This is a genomic window from Arhodomonas sp. AD133 (assembly GCF_051195215.1).
Lineage (GTDB): Bacteria > Pseudomonadota > Gammaproteobacteria > Nitrococcales > Nitrococcaceae > Arhodomonas.
Genome location: NZ_JBNAZM010000012.1, coordinates 89,098 through 108,360 on the forward strand (window position 1 = coordinate 89,098; position 19,263 = coordinate 108,360).

Genomic DNA, 19,263 nt, shown 5'->3' on the forward strand with positions numbered 1-19,263 from the left:
ACGATTGACTCATACTATCGTGCATCCGGAATCGCAAGACGAACCGGCGTCAGCAATGCGACACCGTTGTCGCTTGCGCGCGGTCGTCTCCGTTCCGATTCCGGATGTTAGGGGTCAAGGGATCATTCATGGGCCCGATGGCATATCTCGCCACGGGTCATCCATTTCACCCGCATCACGCCCGTGACGATCAGGCCGTGCCACGCGTGGCCGGCGACACCGGGCCCCGCAACGGGGTACCGCGGACCGTTACCACGGAAAGGCTCGCTCGCCCTCGCGAACCGGGCAGCGCCAGCCCCGCGTCCACGGGCGTGGACGGGACGGCTGTGCGTGCATGAACGAAATACTGATCGGACTCAAACGCTCCAAACGCAACCTGCTCTCGCCATTGTTATGGCGGGTCCGCATCGTTTTCTGGTTGGCCTCGATCATCGTCGGCGTCAGCGCCGTGGCCTTCGCCCTCACCGCCGATTTCGCTCAGCACCTGCACGATCGACTCCTGCTCGACTCAACCTGGCTAAGCCTCGTGGCGACTCCGCTGGGACTCGGCGCGCTAGTCTGGCTGACCGAACGCTGGATTCCCGCCGCCGCCGGCAGCGGCGTCCCCCAGGCCATCGCCTCCCTGCAGGTCGGCACCGGTGACCCGCTACGCCGCCGGCTGCTGTCACCCGTGGTGGCACTGGCAAAGATGGCGCTCACCTTTGTCGGCCTGGTGCTCGGTGCATCCATAGGGCGCGAAGGGCCCACCATCCACGTGGGCGCCGCGGTGATGCATCTCGCCGGGCGGATTGGACGATTTCCGGCGCATTACCTGGAGAAGGGGCTCATTCTGGCCGGCGGAGCGGCGGGGCTGTCCGCCGCATTCAACACCCCCCTCGCCGGCATCGTCTTCGCGATCGAGGAACTCCACCGTGACTACGAAGAAGGCACCAGCGGGCTGGTGCTGTTATCGGTGATCCTCGCCGGTCTGACGTCACTGTTCCTGGTGGGGGATTACTCCTATTTCGGCGCGATCGACACGTCTTTGCCCCAGGACGCGAGCTGGCTCGCAGTCCCGGTTTGCGGCGTCATCGGCGGCCTCGCCGGCGGCCTGTTCTCGTGGAGCATACAGGTGGGCAGCCGCCGTCTCGGGCCCGTGCGCCGGGCCCGTCCATTGCTCTTCGGCATCGGCTGCGGCCTGATCATCGCCGTGCTCGGCCTGGTCTCCGACGGTCACACGTATGGCACCGGCTACGAGCAGGCGAAGACACTGCTCGCCGAGGGCATGAGTGCTTCCGCCGGCAACGCGCTGAGTGCACCGCTGGTGCCGGTGGAGAAGTTCATCGCTACGGCGGTGTCGTATCTGAGCGGCATCCCGGGCGGTCTGTTCTCGCCGAGCCTGGCGACCGGCGCAGAACTGGGCGGCGCCCTGACACACCTGCTGCCGTTCGTGCCGGTGAGCACGATCATCCTGCTGAGCATGGCCGCCTACTTCTCGGGCGTCGTCCAGACCCCCATTACCACCTTCGTCGTGGTCATGGAAATGACGGACAACAATGGCCTCGTCGTGCCGTTGATGGCCACGAGCATGATCGCTTTCGGGGTCTCGCGCGCGATCTGTCCGTACCCCATCTACCACGCCCTCGCCAAGGCGTTCCTGCCGGAAACCCGCGGCACCGCGCGGCAGGCGCCCTGAAGCCGTCTACAGGTCTACAGCTCGCCGAGCACCGCCGCCGTCGCCGTCTCGGCGACGGCGCCAGCGCCGGCGCGCACGGCGGTCGCGTGGGTCGCCGCCCGCGGCAGCAGGTGCGCGCTATAGAACCGCGCCACGTCAATCCGGGCGCGATGGAACGCATCGCCGCCATCACCGCGGTCGGCGGCGGCACGAGCGCCGCGCCCCAACAGCCACCCGCCGCAGACATAGCCGGTCTGCATCAAAAGCGGCCAGGCTACGGATCCGGCAGCGACGGCATTCCCGCGGGTCTGCGTGAGGACCCAGTCAGTCGTGCGGCGCAGCTCTGAGATCGCGGCGACCAGGCCGGCGCCGAGTGTGGAGAGATGCTCGTGTGTCGCGTCGGCGAGCGCATCGGCATCGACCGCCATGTCATCGAGCAGGGCACGCATCGCCTCGCCATCATCGCGCAGCAGCTTGCGCCCGAGGAAGTCATTGGCCTGAATGCCGTTGGTGCCCTCGTAGATGGGTGAAATCCGCGCGTCGCGCAAGTACTGCGCTGCGCCGGTTTCCTCGACGTAGCCCATGCCCCCGTGTACCTGTATACCCAGGGAGGCGGCCTCGACACCGAGCTCCGTACACCATGCCTTGACCACCGGCGTCAGCAGATCCACCCGGCGCTGGGCGCGGTCGCGGCTGAACCGCTCGGGGCCACGCCTGGCATGATCGCCGGCCGCCGCCACGGCATAGGTGAGCGAGCGGGTGGCTTCAGCGATGGCCTTCATGGTGAGCAGCATACGGCGCACGTCCGGGTGCCCGACAATGGTGGCGTCACCGCAGGCGGTCTTCCCCTGCACGCGCTCCCCGGCGAACGCGGCGGCGAGCTGATAGGCGCGCTCGGCTACCGCCACGCCCTGTGCCCCGACCTTGTGCCGGGCCTCGTTCATCATGGTGAACATGTACTCGAGTCCACGCCCCTCCTCGCCGACCAGGTCGCCGATGGCACCATCGCCTTCACCGTAGACCATGGTGCACGTCGGGCTGGCGTGAATCCCGAGCTTGTGCTCGATCCCAGCGCAGCGCATGTCGTTGCGCTCGCCTGGGTTACCTCGGGCGTCCGGCAGGTACGCCGGCACGATGAACAGTGACAGTCCCTTCACGCCGGCGGGTGCGTCAGGGGTGCGGGCGAGCACCAGGTGGACGATGTTTTCCGCCATGTCGTGCTCGCCCCAGGTGATGTATATCTTCTGGCCGAAAAGCCGGTATCGCCCGCCGTCGGGCACCGCCCGGGTGCGCACCGCGGCCAGGTCGGAGCCCGCCTGCGGCTCCGTAAGGTCCATGGTGCCCGTCCAGCGCCCCTGCACCAGCGGTTCCAGGTAAGTCTTCTGCTGCTCGTCCGTCCCGCGCTGGGCCAGCAGATCGATGGCGCTCGCCGTGAGCAGGGGGCACAGGCCGAATGCCATGTTCGCCGACTGCCACATCTCCTGCGTCGCCGTCGCCACCAGCGCCGGCAACCCCATACCACCATGAGCTTCGTCACAGGCCACGGCGTTCCAGCCGCCTTCCACGAAGGCCTGGTACGCCTCGGCGAAGCCGTCGGGCGCAACCACGCGCTCGCCTTCCAGCCGCGCCCCCTGCCGATCACCGCTGGCGTTCAGCGGAGCCAGCTCCGTACCGGCGAACCGGGCCGCCTCATCGAGAATGGCGGCGACGGTCTCCGGGCTCGCCTCGCCGTAACCGGGCAGCTCGGCGATCGCTTCCAGACCCAGTACCTCTTCCATGAGAAAACGCATATGCCGCGTGGGGGCGTCGTACGTCATGCTGCTCTCCTCCCTTGCTGAATCACTGGGATGGCATCGGCGGTACCAGCAATGCGGGATCGACCCGCCGGTCGAACCAGTTCATGCGCCAGTCGAGATGGGCGCCGGTGACCCGGCCGCTCGCGCCCACCTCGGCGATCTTATCGCCCCGATTCACCCGCTCGCCCTCCTCGACGGTGATGCGGGAGAGATGCAGAAACGCCGAAGACAGGCCGTGGCCGTGATCCAGCAGCAGCGTTCCCCCGGAGAAGAACATGTCGTCATGGGTCAGGGTCACGACGCCGTCGGCGGGCGCGTTCACCGGGGTACCCACGGGGGCCGCGATGTCGACCCCGTAGTGAGGGCGTCGCGGCTCACCGTTCAGGATCCGCTGGCTGCCGTAGACGCCGGTGATGGTGCCCTGTGTCGGCCACTGCCAGCCGGAACGGTAATCGGTGCGGCGATCGTCGCGGTGCCGGGCTTCTCGCACCAGCGCCGCCTCACGCTTGATACGCTCCAGATCCCAGTCCTTCGGAGTGACCTTGCGATCCGGCAACCCGTCGATGCGCTGGATGTCATAGCCGCGCTGGCCAACCGTGAGCTCGCGCCGCTCGCGCGTGCCGTCCGGCCACTCCGCGACCACAGTCGCCTGCATCGGGGCATCGCGGCCGAAACCGATGATGAACCGCCCTGCGTCATCGATCCTGACTTCGCGCCCTGCGAATGACACGGTGGCATCGGCCGGCTCGACGTGGCCACGTAGCACCGATCCCTGCATGGGCTGCCCCTCCAGCGCCAGCGTGCCTGCGGCCGCGGGGGTCATGGCCATCGCCAGCGCCGCTGCCACCACCGCCGGGCAGCCGCGCCGCCAACGCATCTGAATCAAGGCAACCAATCTCGCCGGCATCGGGGTCTCTCCTCGCGCTTATGGACTCGTGTCCGACTATACGGCAGCGGACCCTGGACGACCACGAAGCCCTACCAGCGCGTGACCCAGCAGCGAAAGCACATACAGGCCACCGAGCGTGAGCACGATGGTCGCGCCTGCGGGCCAATCCGGCCCCCACGCGATGGCCAGTCCCGCGTACCCGGAGCCCGCGGCGACGACCGTCGACAGCGCCATGATGGCCCCCAGGGAACGCGCCCACTGCCCAGCAATGGCGGCCGGCAGGCTCAACAGAGCGACCAGCAGGATGAGCCCCACGATCTGCACCAGGATGACCACGGTCAATGCCACCAGGCACAGCAACAGCAGATAGAAGAAGGTGACGTTGAGACCGCGCAGCCTGGCGAACTCGGCATCGAAACAGACCGCCACGAGCTGGCGGTAGAAGAGCAGGATCACCACCGCCATGGCTACATCCAGCGCCACCATCAACCATAGCTGCGCGTCGCTGACGAGCAGAATGTTGCCGAAGAGATAGCCGAGAAGATCGGCACGATAGCCATCGGTCTGGGAGATGAAAAGAATGCCCACGGCCATGCCGCCGGACCACAACGCGCTGATGAGCATGTCCTCATGGGCCCGCAGGTGCAGATGCACCCAGCCGATGACCAGCGCGGCGACCAGCGATGCAATCAGGGCGCCGGCCATGGGATCGCCGCCGAAATACCATGCCACTCCCATGCCGCCGAGCACCGCGTGCGCCACCCCGCCAGCGAGGTAACCGATACGGCGCACCACCACGAACGGCCCCACGAGCCCCGAGGCAAGGCTCGCCAGCGCGATTCCCAGGACCGCGTACTGCATGAACCGCTGGCCCAGCAGCGCGTCAATGAACGCCATCGCCACCTCCGTGCACGTGATCGACGTGGGCATGATCCACGACCCGAACGGGGTGGCCGTAGAGGCGTTCCAGCACCCCCTCGTCCAGCGGTTCGGCGGTATGGCAGACAAGGCTGCGATTGAGGCAGGCGACGTGTGAAACGTATTCGCTCACGAAACCGATATCATGACTCACTACGACGATGGTCATGCGGCGGTTGAGCGCCTTCAGCAGATCGAAGAGATCGCGTTCCGCACGAGGGTCGATGTTGGCCGTGGGCTCGTCGAGCAAGAGCATACGCGGGCGCACGGCGAGCGCCCGGGCGATGAGCACGCGCTGGAGTTGGCCGCCGGAGAGCTGGGAGACCGACCGGTCGGCGAGCGGCCCCATCTCCACCTCGGTCAGGGCCTCATCGGCGATGCGTCGGTCCTCGCGCGCGTAACCGGGCCCGAACTGCCATGGGCGCAGACGGCCCTGGCGGACGACCTGACGCACGCTTATGGGGAAGTCCCGTGGAAAAGCCGCATGCTGCGGCACGTAGCCAATGTGCCGGCTCGCCCGCCGCGGCGGCATGCCGAGCACCCGCACGCGGCCACGCATCGGGTCGATGAGGCCCAGCACGGCCTTGAGCAACGTGCTCTTGCCACTACCGTTGGGCCCCACCAGGCCGAGGAACTCGCCGTCGCCCACGGTCAGTGACACGTCGACTATCGCGGCGCGTCCGTCATAGCCGGCTGTCACGCCGTCGAGCTCGATGGCACCGGTCACCGAAGCGCCTCGGCCAGGGCGTCGCCAGCGCGTTCGAGGTTATCGATGTAATCGGCCGCCAGCGGGTCCATGGCGATCACCTGCGCGTCGATGGCATCGGCGACGGCGTGCGCATGGCGCTGGCTGAACTGATCCTGCACGAACACCGCGCTCACGTCGGCCTCCCTGGCCTCGCGAATGAGCTCGTCGAGCGAGGCGGCGCCGGGCTCATTGCCGCCGCTCTCGATGGCGACCTGCTCAAGGCCGTAGGCGTCCGCGAAGTACCCCCAGGATGGGTGGAACACGACGAAGCGTCGGCCCTTGTAGGGCGCGAGTCGCTCGCCGAGCTCGCGATCCAGCGCCCGGAGACGGTCGATATACTCGGCGGCGTTGCGCTCGTAGCCCGCCCGCCCGTCCGGGTCGGTCCGCGCCAGGGCGTCGCGAATGCTTTCCACCATCGCCACGGCATTGCGGGGCGACGTCCAGATGTGGGGATCGGCCACTTCACTGGGCACCCGTCCTTCCGGCATTGCTTCGACGACCTTCTCGGTGTCCGAGGCCTGGGTACTGTCGTCTCCGGCTTCCCCGGCATGCTTGTGGCCACCGATGGGACGCAGCTTGATACGCTCGCGAAGGTCCACCACGGTCAAGCTGGGTGAGGCGGCCCGCAGGCGCGTCATCCAGGCCTGCTCGAACGGCACGCCGACGCGAACGAACAGCTCCGCATCACCCAGCGCAGCGAGCTCGCGCGGACTCGGATCGAAAGTCGCGGGACTCTGTCCCTGCTTGACCAGGGAGGTGACCGCCACCCGGTCACCGCCGACCCGCTCGACGAAGGTCTTCACCGGAACGATGCTGGTATAGACAGTGACCGGTTCTGCGTGTGCCACCCCCGGACCGACGAGGCACGCGGCGATGACACCCGTTACCCAGCGCCGGAGTCGACTGCTCACCATTTGACTGCTCTCCTATGCAGACACCCTTGAATTCACGTTACGTCATGTTGGCGACGACAGTGGGCCGCGGGAAGCGGTACCGGCTCCAGGCCTCACCCGGCGGCTGTGCACTGCGGACACAACCCCGCCAGCTCCACCGTCTGGTGCCGCAGACGGAACCCCAGATCGGCAGCCCGCTCACAGAGCAACCGATCGACTTCCGGATCATTGAGCTCCGCCACTGCCTCGCAACCAGTACAGATCAGGAACTGCCCGGCATGGCGGCGCTCGGGAGCCGCACAGCCGACAAAGGCATTGCGTGACTCGAGACGGTGTACGAGCCCTTCGGCGATGAGGAAATCGAGGGCGCGATAGACCGTCGGAGGCGCAACCGGGCGCTGCGCGCTGGAGAGGGCCTGAATGAGGTCGTACGCTTTCGCCGGTCGGTGACTCTGCCAGACGAGCTCGAGCACCCGCCGACGCTGGGGGGTAAGCCGGACCCCGCGCTCGCGGGAGAGTCGCTCGGCGCGCGCCAGCGCGTCAGCCACGCAATCACCGTGATCATGGTCGGCGGCGGGAAACGGCGGCACTGGCGTCGAACTCACTGATGGGTTGCTCCGTCGGCTCCGGCAAAATGCTACGTTATAACTACCCAGCTGAAAAGGAAAGAACGCTGCCCGGTGATCCGGGCAGCGTCGCTAAAGGCCAGTGAATGGCGAGGCGTACTCAGCGCCAGCTGACGCTGAGCTCCACGTTGGAGAACGCCTGGTAGGCGTACACGCCGATGTAGTGCGTACCGGAGGTCGGTGTGCTCGCAGTGCAACGCTCTTCGTTGCCCCAATTGTAGGGCCGGCAATCCCACTCACTGCGAGTGGGCTCCGCACCGTAACGGGTGTAGAGGTCACCGTCTCCCGTTCCACCCGTGGTTTGAATGCTCAGATCGCTGGCACCGGCGGGAATCTCCAGCTGATAGCGCACCCATTCACCACCATTGGCGGAGATCGTGACGGTCTCACCGTTGTCGAGAACATCATCCGACCCGCCACCACCGTCACCGTCGACGGGAACGTCCACCGCGGCGAATGCCGCCTCCACGTCGGCCGTGTCGTAGCCCAGATCCGTGGCGGCATCGACGACGCCCTGAGCGGCCTGCTGGAAGTTGGACGAGGGCGTCCAGTAATACTGGTTGGCGCGGACGAATACCTCGAAGGCCTTGCGAGTACCCCAGCCGTCGGTGGTGGCCAGCGTGTAGTACGCCTTGTTGAACACACCGCTGGAATTGTGCACGTCCATCCCCGAGTAGTAGTCGTCGGCACTGCCGATGGACGCGCCATCACGCGGCGGGTCGGCCATGTAGCGCATGGCGCCGCCGCCCTTGACGATGTCGGCACCGACCAGCCAGTCGTTGGAGCCCTCCATGAAGTACTCCGCGGCCTCGCCGGCCATGTCCGAGAACGCCTCGTTGATGCCGCCGGACTTGCCGCTGTAGATGAGTCCGGAGTTCTGCTCGGTGAAGCCGTGGCTGACCTCGTGGGAGACCACGTTCAGATCGGTGAGCGGATAGAAGTTCGAGGCGCCGTCACCAAAGGTCATGGTCTCGCCGTTCCAGAACGCGTTCTCGTAGTTCCGGCCGTAGTGCACGCGCACCGTGAGCTGAAACGAAAGGGGCTCGGTGCCATACCAGTCCTGGTACATGTCGTAGACGACGCCACCGAAGTAGAACGCATCGTTGATGGGCGAATAGGCACCGTTTATCTGCTGGAAGGTATTCTCGTAACAGTCGTAGGAAAACGTCTGGTTGCCGTCGGTCTGATGGTTGAGATTGACCGCGCGCACATTGGCGTTTTCCATGTAGCAGTCGCCGCTTTCCTCACTCACGGTGAAGGCGGGAAAGTCGGTGCCGTAGTGATACCGGCCGGTGCGCTCGTTGCCGCCGGGCCCCGTGCCCTGCGCATGCGCGATGCGGTCGAAGCGGTGCAACACCTCTTTGGTATCGGCGTCGATGAGATAGGTCGGCCGCGTGGGGTGTCCGCCGCCGGGCACATCGGCGAAAAATGATACGCGGTAGGCGAGCCGTGCCCGATCGCTGTCGTCGATGTAGATCACCAGCTCGGTTTCCTCGCGCTCGAACGTCAGCGGCTCGTTCGCCTGCGACCGTGTCCGGGTATCGTTGCGGGCGAGGTACAGCGCTTCGGCGGCCTCGATACGCGGCACGACGTCCGCGAGATCCTCACCGATGCCGGTTACGCTCTCACCGTGCAGACGCTCCACGCCACCATCGGCGCCGCGGGTAAACACGATCTCCTCGCCCCAGACCGGAATGCCGCGGTAGTGCTGGCGGTAGCGCACGTGGGTGCGGCTGGTCTCGTCCTTCTGCCGACGCACCTCCCTGAGCTCGCTATCGCTGGCGAGGCCCATGACCTGCTCCAGCGACGCCGCGCTGCGTGCGTTCAGTGCTTCCTTGATCGCATCCTGCTTGCGGAGATCGACGCGCTCCGCAGCCTGGGCGGCGGTAAACGCTGCGAGGGAAATGAGACCGATCGCTGTAGCGGTCCGTGCGATTCGGATATCCATATTCTCCTGCCTCCTTGACGGTTTGGTCGTCCGCGGTCGGGACCACATTCGCCGACTGCACTTTTGGCGCCTGGCAATGTGATCCACCCCGTGGGCAACCGAAGGTCCGACGCGCTGCCGGGTTTGGCCGTGCGCCGGGGAGGAGAGCCCGACGTCGCGAATTCAGGCCCTCGAACACTCACATAGGGAGAAGAGATTTCGAGTGGGGATATCACCTCCTTGTTTCCTGGCGGCTGACGGGTTTCATCCGTGACCCGGGTCGATGCACCAACGTCTATCGCATTGTCGTCGTCGCGGTAGCCGATGCATCGTTTTCGTTGACAACGACGCTAAATCCGATGAAACAAAAATTGATGTGAAACACATCACAAATTAAATAATTCGGGCACCGATATACAGTACGCCTCGACCGCCGTGTGCGCGCTTACCGTCACGCTGAAACCATGATTTACCGCTGCGTGGCGACAGTTTCATTGACGGCACCGGCAGCATCATCCATCGCCGAGCCGTGAACGCACGCGCTCGAGCGTCTCCGCGAGGCCCTGTTCACGGTCGGTGCGCGTGCTAAGCTTGAGCGTGCTCGTAATCCGCACCGCCCCCATACCGTGCACCACCTCGTGACAGCGCCGCACCGCGTCCATCACCGCCTCCCAGTCACCGGCGAGATTCGTGCCGTTGGCGTGCAGCTCCACTTCCAGGCCGGCTTCTTCCAGCACCTGCTGGCAGGCAGCGATGTAGGGTGACAGGGATATGCCCGATCCGATGGGGATCAGGCTCAGCTCAGCGTTGACGTGCATGACCGGACCTCCAGAAAGCGTCGTGACTCGTTCACGTTGGGTTAAGGGCTCCCGGACGAGAATGTCTAGCAGGAGCCCATGCCACAGGGAATACTGCCATGAACCAGGTCACCAACGCCGCCCTCGCCGGTCTCCTCAGCATCGGCGTCGCTGCCCCGGCGATCGCCGGCGGTGGCTATGACTACGCCCGCGTCACCCAGGTAGAGCCGCTCACCCGCACCGTGGAGGTGAGTACGCCGCAGCAGGAATGCTGGTACGAAACCGTCACACATCGCCAGGAACAGCGTGGCAACGACACTGCCGGGCTCATCGTCGGCGGCATCGTCGGCGGCATTCTGGGCAACCAGGTCGGCGGCGGTAGCGGCAAGAAGGTCGCTACGGTCGCCGGCACACTGCTGGGTGCCGGCGTCGGCCAGGAGCTCGCCGGCCGCGGCCACCCACGCGAGCGTGAGTGGACGCGTCGGGAGAGGCGCTGCGACACCGTTCATAACCGCCATTACGAGGAACGTACGATCGGCTACCGCGTTCACTACCGCTATCATGGCGAGCACTACGTCACCGAGATGGACCGGCACCCGGGCGACCGCATCCGGGTCCGCCTGCAGGTGACCCCGGTGGAATGATCCGTGCGTTCGGCGGCGGCGTCCAAGAGACGACACCGAGCCGTGCGGGCCCGTGTGGAGCGGCCAATGATTCGTACCCTCGCACTCGCGACACTGATCGCCGTCGCCGGTGCGACGTCCGCCATGGATGTCGTGCTCGCGCAGAACCCTGGCGACCTGAGCCTCGATCAGGCGGTACGCCAGGTCGAGCGCCGCACCGGCGGCGAAGTGCTCAGTGCCGAGACGGTCACCACGGGCAACGGCACCCGGATCCACCGATTACGCGTACTCGTCGCAGAGGGCCGTGTCCGGATCATCGAGATCGCCGCGGGAGGCCAGCGTTACTAACCTTTCGACACGTATTGCCATGTCTCAGAGCCGTTGCGCGGCTTGTCGGCAAGACGCGTGAGCGCCGGCGTGGCAAGGCCACGTCAAGCGAGCGCGCCTCGCCCCCGAACCGCTCTGACACATGACAATACCTCTGAGAAGATTAGTAAATGCGGGTACTGATCATCGAGGACGAAGCGCCCCTTCGGGCCCATACCGCCGAGGCACTGGCCGCCGCCGGATTCGTGGTCGATCAGGCCGCCGACGGCATCGAAGGCCGTCACATCGCCCTCGACTATCCGGTGGACGTGGCCGTCGTCGACCTGGGTCTGCCGGGGATCGATGGCCTGGAGATCATCCGCGCGCTGCGCGCCGCGGGTCTGCGCTATCCCGTACTCATCCTCACCGCACGCGGACGCTGGCAGGACAAAGTGACCGGCCTGGAAGCCGGAGCGGACGACTACCTGGTCAAGCCTTTTCACATGGAGGAGCTCATCGCCCGGTTACACGCGCTGCTCCGCCGGGCCGGCGGCTGGGCCGACCCGGTGCTGAGACATGGCCCCATAAGGGTGGATACGCGCACCGAGCAGGTGAGCGTCGACGGCACACCGGTGACCCTGACCGCTTATGAATACCGGTTGCTCGCCTACCTCATGCACCACCCGGGCGAAGTGCTTTCCAAGACGCGCCTCATGGAGCACCTTTATGCCGACGACGACCAGCGTGACAGCAACGTCATCGAGGTGTTCATGCGCCGGCTTCGCCGCAAGCTCGATCCCACCGGAGCCCGGCAGCCCATCGAGACCCTGCGCGGGCGGGGATATCGCCTGAAGGACGCGGACGCCACATCGTGACCGGCTCGCTCCACCGCCGCCTTCTGCTTACTGCCGCAGCGGTGACCCTGGCATTCACGATCATCACCGGCGTCGCCCTGGATCAGGCGTTCCGACAGAGCGCCCTCGCCGCGCAGCGTGAACGCCTGCTCGGCCACGTCCACACGCTACTGGCCGCCGTGGACGTAGGCGATGCCGGCGTAACGCTGGTGAACGCGCTCCCGGAGCCGCGGCTGAGCCGTCCCGGCTCCGGCCTGTACGCCTGGCTGCTGGATGCGAACGGCGAGGTAAGCTGGCACTCGCGCTCCACCCTCGGCCGGGACCTGCCGCAACCCGGTCCGGTACCCGCGGGCACCATGCGTTTCCAGCGCGTGGACAGCGTATTCCGCCTGGATTACGGGGTTCTATGGGAACCGGCCAACGGACCTCCGCACCGTTTCAGCGTGACCGTGGCCGAGTCACCGGCGACCTTCGTCACCCAGACCAGCGGCTTCCGGCGCACGCTCTTCGGCTGGTTGGCGCTCGGAGCCATCGCATTGCTCGCCGGGCTCGGGCTCACCGTCCACTGGGGATTGGCGCCCCTGAGGCGCGTCGCGCGTGAAGTCGCGGACATGAACGAGGGCGGCCGCGATGCCCTGGCCAGCGACTACCCGCGGGAAATCGCCCTGCTCACGGACAACATCAACGCGCTCGCCGAGAGCGAACGCGAACGCACCCGCCGCTACCGCCACGGTCTGGACAACCTCGCCCACAGCCTGAAGACACCGCTGGCGGTGCTGCGAAGCGCACTTGCCAGTCGCCGGGACGACGACCTCGAGGTGGCAGCGGCGCAGGTCGAGCGCATCGACCGCAGTCTCGACTACCACGTTCGCCGCACCGGTGCCGGTAGCCTCCACGCCAGCGAGCGCACGCCCGTGACTCCGGTGATCGAGCGCCTCGTCCGCGTGCTCGAGCACGCGCGCACGCAGACGCCACGCGCGGTCACCATCGATTGTCCCGTTCCTCTGGCCTATTCGGGGACCGAGGATGACCTCATGGAAATCGCGGGCAATCTGGTCGACAACGCCTGGAAATACGCCCGCAGCGAAATACGCGTCAGCACCGAAGCCGACGACGCCGGTACTTTCCGGCTCACCGTCGAGGACGACGGCCCGGGTATCCCGGCAGCGGTCCGTGACGCGGTGACCAGGCGTGGCGTACGCCTTGATGAACACACCCCCGGCGAAGGCATAGGGCTCGCCGTAGTCGGCGAGCTGGTGGCCGCGGCCGGCGGTACGCTCAGCATCGACGCGTCACCGTTGGGCGGTACCCGGGTGCACGTCAAGCTCCCTGGCGCACCATTGGTCGGTGAACTATCTTAGACATAGAGGAATTGCGCGAGTACCCACGGCAGCACGGTCATGACGAATCCCCTGTGTATCGATGCGCTTCGCCTGACCAATGGCGGACGGATCGGCGTCACCGGCTGCCCGGGTCGGGTGAGACTCTTCGGCAGCATGGCCGTGGAGCCCGGCGGGGTCGAACAGGATATTGCCCGACTGCGCCATTGGGGCGCCACAGCCGTATTGACGCTGCTCGAGAGCGACGAGCTTGCGCTCCTGGACCTGGGCGACCTCGGGCCGCTGGTGGAAGATGCCGGTCTCGCGTGGATGCACTGCCCCGTCAGCGACCTCTCCCCCATCGACGAGAACGCGTTCGACCGTGCCTGGGATGCGGTCCGTACTGAGGCCCACGCCTGCCTGAATGCCGGCGGCAGCCTCGTACTCCACTGCATGGCCGGCTACGGGCGAAGCGGGGTATTCCTCGCACGCATCCTCGTCGAGCGTGGTGTCCCGCCTGACGAATCCCTGGCGCTCGTGAACGCAATACGCCCCGGTGCCATCCAGGGCGCCGATCAGGCTGCCTACGTGCGCGCCCTGCGGTGCGTGGCCGCAGAACCGGACCTGCCGCTGGCCGCGCACTTGGTGGAATAAATCCATCAGGACCGATGTTCCCGCGCTGGTGCCGCTCGGTGGTTGGATCCCCCCAACGACGAAAGCGCCGTGGGCCAAGCGCCCAATCCGGCGCCGTGATCGCTCGGGGCAGGCCTATCGAGGCGCCAGTGCCTTCGGTATCCTTCCTACCATGGATGAGGAAGGGCCACTCGATCCGGATACCGTTCGCGCGCGCCTGCGTGCCCGCCGCGACGCCTTGACGGCCACTGCACGGACCCGTGATGAAGCCACCGGGACCCTAGAGCTCGATCAACAGCGTCACGGACGGCTCCCCCGAATGGATGCGATGCTGGCGCAAACGATGGCACGTGCCGGGCGCGAGCGTGCGTGGCGAGAAATACAACGCGTCGGCGCTGCGAGGAGCCCATCGACCCCCGACGCCTTATCGCCGATCCGGCGGCGACGCTATGCATTGACTACGCGGAAGCCGCTGATCGGCCCTGACCAAAGGGTTGCAATTCGTTATGACCATGGATCGGACGAAAGCCCAGCCGCTCATCGAGCAGGTATGGGAAGACGACATTCTCGAGCGACTCGCCACCTACATCGAGATTCCGGCCAAGTCGCCGCATTTCGATGAGAACTGGGCGGACAACGGCCACATCGATCAGGCCGTGGACCTGGCCGAGCGCTGGTGCCGGAAACAGCCCATCGACGGTATGAGCGTCGAGGTGGTGCGACTGCCCGGACGCACGCCGGTACTGCTCGTCGAAGTCGCCGGCACTGCCCCGGGCGAGGTATTGCTCTACGGCCATCTCGACAAGCAGCCGGAGATGCAGGGCTGGGACGCGGACAAGGGGCCGTGGACACCGGTGCGCCTCGACGATCGACTCTACGGCCGCGGCGGCGCCGACGATGGCTATGCGGTTTTTGCCTCGTTGACCGCCATCCGCGCCCTCCAGGACCAGGGCGTGCGCCACCCCCGCTGCGTCGTGTTGATCGAAACCTGCGAGGAAAGCGGCAGCTTCGACCTGCCACCCTACTTCGAACATCTCGGCGAACGCCTGGGTACCCCGGACCTCGTGATCTGCCTGGACTCCGGCTGCGGCAATTACGATCAACTCTGGCTGACGACGTCGCTTCGGGGTGTCGCCGCCGGCGACCTGCACGTGGACATCCTCGACGAAGGCGTGCACTCCGGTGACGCCAGCGGCGTGGTGCCGTCGAGCTTCCGCATCGCCCGCGCCCTCCTCGACCGCATCGAGGACGCGGACACCGGCGCCGTGCGCCCGGATGCACTGCATGCGGAAGTCCCCGAAATCCGGCGGTACCAGGCGGAGCAGTCGGCCAAAGTCCTCGGCGAGGCGGTGCACGCCAAGTTCCCGTTCGTCGATGGCGCCGGGCCCATGGGCACCAACGCCACGGAGCGCGTGCTCAATCGCACCTGGCGGCCGGCTCTTTCGGTCACGGGCGCCGGGGGTCTGCCGCCGTTACCCGAGGCCGGCAACGTGCTCCGCCCGGGTACCGCGCTACGGTTGTCGATGCGACTGCCGCCCACCGTGGACGGCGAGGCGGCCTCTGGCGCGCTCAAGGACACCCTGGAGACGGATCCGCCCTACGGTGCGCGTGTGCGTTTCGAGGCCACCCAGGCGTCCTCGGGCTGGCACGCGCCGCCGCTGGCCGAATGGCTCGGTCACGCCGTGGACGAAGCCTCCGAACGATGGTACGGCCGTCCCGCAATGTTCATGGGCGAAGGCGGAACGATTCCGTTCATGGGGATGCTCGGCGAGGCTTTCCCGGAAGCACAGTTCCTGATCACCGGCGTGCTCGGCCCGCACTCAAACGCCCACGGACCCAACGAGTTCCTGCACATTCCCACCGCGAAGCGCCTGACCGGTGTGGTGGCGGACGTGCTCGGCAGGGTAGCGGCACGGCAGAACGAGTAATCAACGGGGTCAACGACACCCGCCTGCCCCACCACAACGCACCGTCTGTAGGGCGCATGGAGTGAAGCATAATGCGCCGGGGTCGCGGATGCTCCAGCCATGTGGCACATTCCGCTGCTCTCCGTGTGCCCTACGGGTGGCCATCACCCGCCGCTAGCGGTGCCCGACGGCCCCGGCCACCCAGCAGATGCACCCCCTCTCGCAGAGTATGCGAAGATCGGTACAATACGCCGCCTCGCCGCTTTCGGACTCACGCTGCCATGCACTGCAACCGCATTCTCATCCACTATGCCGAGGTCGCGCTCAAGGGCCGCAACCGCCGCGACTTCGAGGGACGGCTACGCCGTAACATCAAGATCCGCCTGCAACGCGAAGGCCTTGGCGGCTGGACCGTGCGCCGCGGACGCGACCGCATCACCATTGACGTCACTGACGCGGAGGCCGGGCAGCTTTCGCGGGCACTCGACGCGCTCGCGGAAATTCCCGGCATCGCCTCCTACGCCCCCGTGGCCTTCCTCACGCCCGCGGAGCTGCGTGACGGCGGCGACGACGCGAACCCCGGGATCATCGAAGGCATCGTGGTCGAGCAAGCAGCGGCCCACTTCCGTGAGGGCGAGCGCTTCGCGGTGCGCGTCAATCGGGCGGACAAGGGATTTCCGTTGAAGTCGGACGAGTTCGGCCGACGCCTCGGTGCGGCCATCATCGAGCGCACCGACTGGCAGCACGTGAATCTCCGGCGCCCCGACCGCGCTTTCCACGTGGATATCTACCCGGAGGGCGCCTATATCTACGCCGACCGCCGTCGCGGCCTGGGCGGTCTCCCGGTATTCTCCGGCGGCCACGTTCTCTCCCTGCTCTCCGGGGGCATCGACTCCCCCGTCGCCGCCTGGATGATGGCCAAGCGCGGCTGTCGGGTGGACTTCCTCCACATGACCGCCAGCCACGTGCGCCCCGAAGACGCCGCCGACAACCTGGTCGCCCGGATCGCCCGGCACCTGAGCCGCTATACGCTGCGCTCGCGACTCCTGCTGCTGCCCTACACCCATTTCGACATGGCCCTCATCGGCCATGAGCGTACCGGCTACGAAATGATTCTGTTCCGGCGTTTCGTCGCCCGCGTGGGACAACGGGTTGCCGGCATCCTGCGCGCGCGGGCCATGGTCGCCGGCGACAGCCTCGGCCAGGTCGCCTCGCAAACGCTGGAGAACATGGTCAGCGCCTCTCAGGCGAGCGACGTGCCGATCCTGCGGCCGCTGGTGGGGCTCGACAAGCAGGAGATCATCGATCGCGCCCGCGCCATCGGCACCTTCGAGATGTGCACGGAGCCGTACAAGGACTGCTGCGCGCTGCTGAGCACCAACCCGCGCACCAAGTCCCGCCACGTGCACCTGGAAAGTCTGGAAGCACGGGTGTTCCCGGATTACGAGGGGCTCATCGAGCGCACCCTCGCCGACGGTCGCGTCCTGGACTTCGAAACCGGTGAGCTCACGGCACTCGACGCACCGCTGTCCTCCACCCGCGAAGCCGGCTAATCTGAGCGGACAGGACACATGATCCGACCGCCCCGTCGGCGGAGGTTGAACGACCAGGCATGAAAACGCACAAGGCCGGACGGCTTCGAAACTACCTGCTCGCCGGTGTATTGACGGTGATCCCGATCTGGATCACCTGGGTGGTCTTTCGCTTCGTCGTGCAGCAGCTCTCGGGGTTCGGGCGCCCCTGGGTGACCACGCTCGCCAACGTGGTGCGCTCCTACTCCCCCGATACCGCGCAATTGATGCTGGCCCCGGCATTCGAGACCGCCGTTGCCGTCCTGCTGACACTCTTGGGGCTGCTGGTGCTCGGCTGGGCGGCGACCCGGGTGGTCGGGCGGCGGATCATCGCGGCCTTCGACGCGCTCGTCAACCGCATTCCCCTGGTGCAGAAGATCTACGGCGCCACCAAGGCACTGCTGTCGGCCCTGCAGCAACAACCGGAATCGGTTCAGCGCGTCGTGCTCATCGAGTTCCCCCACCGGCAGATGAAGACCGTGGGGTTCGTCACCCGCGTGCTCACCGATCGCGAAACCGGCCGCCGGATCGCCGCGGTGTACGTGCCGACCACCCCCAACCCGACCTCCGGGCATCTGGAGCTGGTGCCCGTGGAGCGCCTCACCGCCACCGACTGGACGCTGGACCAGGCGATGACCTTCGTCATGTCCGGGGGCACGGTTGCCCCCGACGAGATCGACTACGAGCACAGCGCTGGCGAGCTGCAGCCCGAGGAAGGCAGTGCACCGGCCGCAGACCGGGAGACCATCGCGCGACGACGCCGCTGATCGGCGCGCAGCGGTGCCACGCGCCGATCAGTGATAGCCCTCGCCAGGCCTCACCTTACCCCGGAACACCCAGTACGTATACGCGGTGTAGGCAAGAATGGCCGGCACCAGGAACCCCACCCCGATCAACAGGAACAGCTGCGCCTCCGGCGCCGCAGCGGCTTCGTAGATAGTCACCCGCGGCGGAATGACGTGCGGCCACAGACTGATAATGAAGCCGGAGTACGACAGCCAGAACAACACAAGCGCGTAGATGAACGGCTGATACTCGGCGCCACGGTCCAGCGCGCGTACGAGCTGCCACATGCACAGTGCCGTAAGTACCGGCACCGGCGAGAAGAACAGCAGATTCGGCCATGAGAACCAGCGCGCCGCGATGGACTCATCCAGCCACGGCGTCCACAGGCTGACGATGATCACCGCCGCAATGAGCAGCCACACCAGACGCCGCGCGTGGCTGCGCGCCCACCGCTGCAAGTCCCCCTCGGTTTTCATCACCAGCCAGGTGGCCCCCAGCAGCGCGTAGCCCGCGACCAGGGCGAAACCGGTGAATACGCTGAAAGCCGTCAGCCAGTCGAAAGCGCCACCGGAAAAGCGCCCGTCCTGCGTCTCGAACCCCTGAATGAAGCCGCCGAGCACGATGCCCTGGGCGAAAGTCGCGGCCACCGAACCGCCATGGAAAGCGACATCCCACAGGCGGCGGCTGGTGTGCGCCTTGAAGCGGAACTCGAAGGCCACGCCCCGGAATATCAACGCGATGAGCATCAGTAGCACCGGAAAGTACATCGCCGGCAACAGCGTCGCATAGGCCAGCGGAAAGGCTGCCAACAGGCCGCCGCCGCCAAGCACCAGCCAGGTCTCGTTGCCGTCCCACACGGGAGCGACGGAGTTCATCATCAAATCCCGGTGACCGTCGTTCGCGGCGAAGGGGAAGAGAATGCCCACCCCCAGATCGAAACCGTCCATGAGCACGTACATGAACACGGCGAACGCGAGCACCGCGGCCCACACGTTGACGAGCATGATCTCCATCGG

General features: G+C 66.5%; 18 protein-coding genes. 9 read left to right on the forward strand and 9 right to left on the reverse strand.

Annotated elements, in window-relative coordinates:
- The first annotated feature begins 334 nt into the window (after positions 1-334).
- On the forward strand, positions 335-1,675 hold the full coding sequence (locus tag ACPEES_RS09510) for a chloride channel protein (RefSeq protein ID WP_435103230.1): 1,341 nt from the start codon (positions 335-337) through the stop codon (positions 1,673-1,675).
- A 14-nt stretch (positions 1,676-1,689) separates the two neighbouring features.
- Here the strand turns inward: ACPEES_RS09510 and ACPEES_RS09515 are convergent, their stop codons facing one another.
- The 8 genes from ACPEES_RS09515 to ACPEES_RS09550 form a co-directional block, all read right to left on the reverse strand.
- Positions 1,690-3,471, reverse strand: coding sequence for an acyl-CoA dehydrogenase (locus tag ACPEES_RS09515; protein ID WP_435103231.1), 1,782 nt, complete (start codon positions 3,469-3,471; stop codon positions 1,690-1,692).
- A gap of 22 nt (positions 3,472-3,493) precedes the next feature.
- Complete coding sequence (locus ACPEES_RS09520; RefSeq protein ID WP_435103232.1) at positions 3,494-4,357, reverse strand: M23 family metallopeptidase; 864 nt, start codon at positions 4,355-4,357, stop codon at positions 3,494-3,496.
- Positions 4,358-4,393: 36 nt separating this feature from the next.
- Positions 4,394-5,236 carry a metal ABC transporter permease gene (locus ACPEES_RS09525; protein WP_435103233.1) on the reverse strand — a complete coding sequence of 281 codons (843 nt, stop codon included), beginning with the start codon at positions 5,234-5,236 and terminating at the stop codon, positions 4,394-4,396.
- A complete protein-coding gene (locus tag ACPEES_RS09530; RefSeq protein ID WP_435103234.1) occupies positions 5,223-5,984 on the reverse strand; it encodes a metal ABC transporter ATP-binding protein in 762 nt (253 codons plus the stop codon). The genes ACPEES_RS09525 and ACPEES_RS09530 overlap by 14 nt, the downstream gene beginning before the upstream one ends.
- Positions 5,981-6,919, reverse strand: coding sequence for a metal ABC transporter solute-binding protein, Zn/Mn family (locus ACPEES_RS09535; protein WP_435103235.1), 939 nt, complete (start codon positions 6,917-6,919; stop codon positions 5,981-5,983). The genes ACPEES_RS09530 and ACPEES_RS09535 overlap by 4 nt, the downstream gene beginning before the upstream one ends.
- Positions 6,920-7,011: 92 nt before the next feature.
- Positions 7,012-7,503, reverse strand: a complete 492-nt coding sequence (locus ACPEES_RS09540; protein WP_435103236.1) for a Fur family transcriptional regulator — start codon at positions 7,501-7,503, stop codon at positions 7,012-7,014.
- Positions 7,504-7,624: 121 nt separating this feature from the next.
- Positions 7,625-9,472, reverse strand: a complete 1,848-nt coding sequence (locus ACPEES_RS09545) for a M4 family metallopeptidase (protein ID WP_435103237.1) — start codon at positions 9,470-9,472, stop codon at positions 7,625-7,627.
- 491 nt (positions 9,473-9,963) lie between these two features.
- Positions 9,964-10,269: an MTH1187 family thiamine-binding protein gene (locus tag ACPEES_RS09550; protein WP_435103238.1), complete on the reverse strand. Its 306-nt coding sequence runs from the start codon at positions 10,267-10,269 to the stop codon at positions 9,964-9,966.
- A gap of 98 nt (positions 10,270-10,367) precedes the next feature.
- Between ACPEES_RS09550 and ACPEES_RS09555 the strand changes: the two genes are divergently transcribed.
- From ACPEES_RS09555 to ACPEES_RS09590, 8 genes are all read left to right on the forward strand, one after another.
- Complete coding sequence (locus ACPEES_RS09555; RefSeq protein WP_435103239.1) at positions 10,368-10,892, forward strand: glycine zipper 2TM domain-containing protein; 525 nt, start codon at positions 10,368-10,370, stop codon at positions 10,890-10,892.
- A gap of 66 nt (positions 10,893-10,958) precedes the next feature.
- Positions 10,959-11,219 (forward strand): PepSY domain-containing protein, encoded by a 261-nt coding sequence (locus tag ACPEES_RS09560; protein WP_435103240.1) that lies wholly within the window; start codon positions 10,959-10,961, stop codon positions 11,217-11,219.
- 149 nt (positions 11,220-11,368) lie between these two features.
- Positions 11,369-12,052, forward strand: coding sequence for a response regulator transcription factor (locus ACPEES_RS09565; protein ID WP_435103241.1), 684 nt, complete (start codon positions 11,369-11,371; stop codon positions 12,050-12,052).
- Positions 12,049-13,392, forward strand: a complete 1,344-nt coding sequence (locus ACPEES_RS09570) for an ATP-binding protein (RefSeq protein WP_435103242.1) — start codon at positions 12,049-12,051, stop codon at positions 13,390-13,392. Before ACPEES_RS09565 ends, ACPEES_RS09570 begins: the two co-directional genes overlap by 4 nt.
- Positions 13,393-13,431: 39 nt before the next feature.
- Entirely contained in the window at positions 13,432-14,004 is a 573-nt protein-coding gene (locus ACPEES_RS09575) for a phosphatase domain-containing putative toxin (RefSeq protein ID WP_435103243.1), read from the forward strand.
- A 491-nt stretch (positions 14,005-14,495) separates the two neighbouring features.
- On the forward strand, positions 14,496-15,911 hold the full coding sequence (locus tag ACPEES_RS09580; RefSeq protein ID WP_435103244.1) for a M20 family metallopeptidase: 1,416 nt from the start codon (positions 14,496-14,498) through the stop codon (positions 15,909-15,911).
- Between the two features lie 260 nt (positions 15,912-16,171).
- On the forward strand, positions 16,172-17,443 hold the full coding sequence (thiI, locus tag ACPEES_RS09585) for a tRNA uracil 4-sulfurtransferase ThiI (RefSeq protein ID WP_435103245.1): 1,272 nt from the start codon (positions 16,172-16,174) through the stop codon (positions 17,441-17,443).
- Positions 17,444-17,502: 59 nt separating this feature from the next.
- Complete coding sequence (locus ACPEES_RS09590) at positions 17,503-18,228, forward strand: DUF502 domain-containing protein (RefSeq protein ID WP_435103246.1); 726 nt, start codon at positions 17,503-17,505, stop codon at positions 18,226-18,228.
- 27 nt (positions 18,229-18,255) lie between these two features.
- Here the strand turns inward: ACPEES_RS09590 and cydB are convergent, their stop codons facing one another.
- Entirely contained in the window at positions 18,256-19,260 is a 1,005-nt protein-coding gene (gene cydB, locus ACPEES_RS09595) for a cytochrome d ubiquinol oxidase subunit II (RefSeq protein WP_435103247.1), read from the reverse strand.
- Between the last annotated feature and the right edge of the window lie 3 nt (positions 19,261-19,263).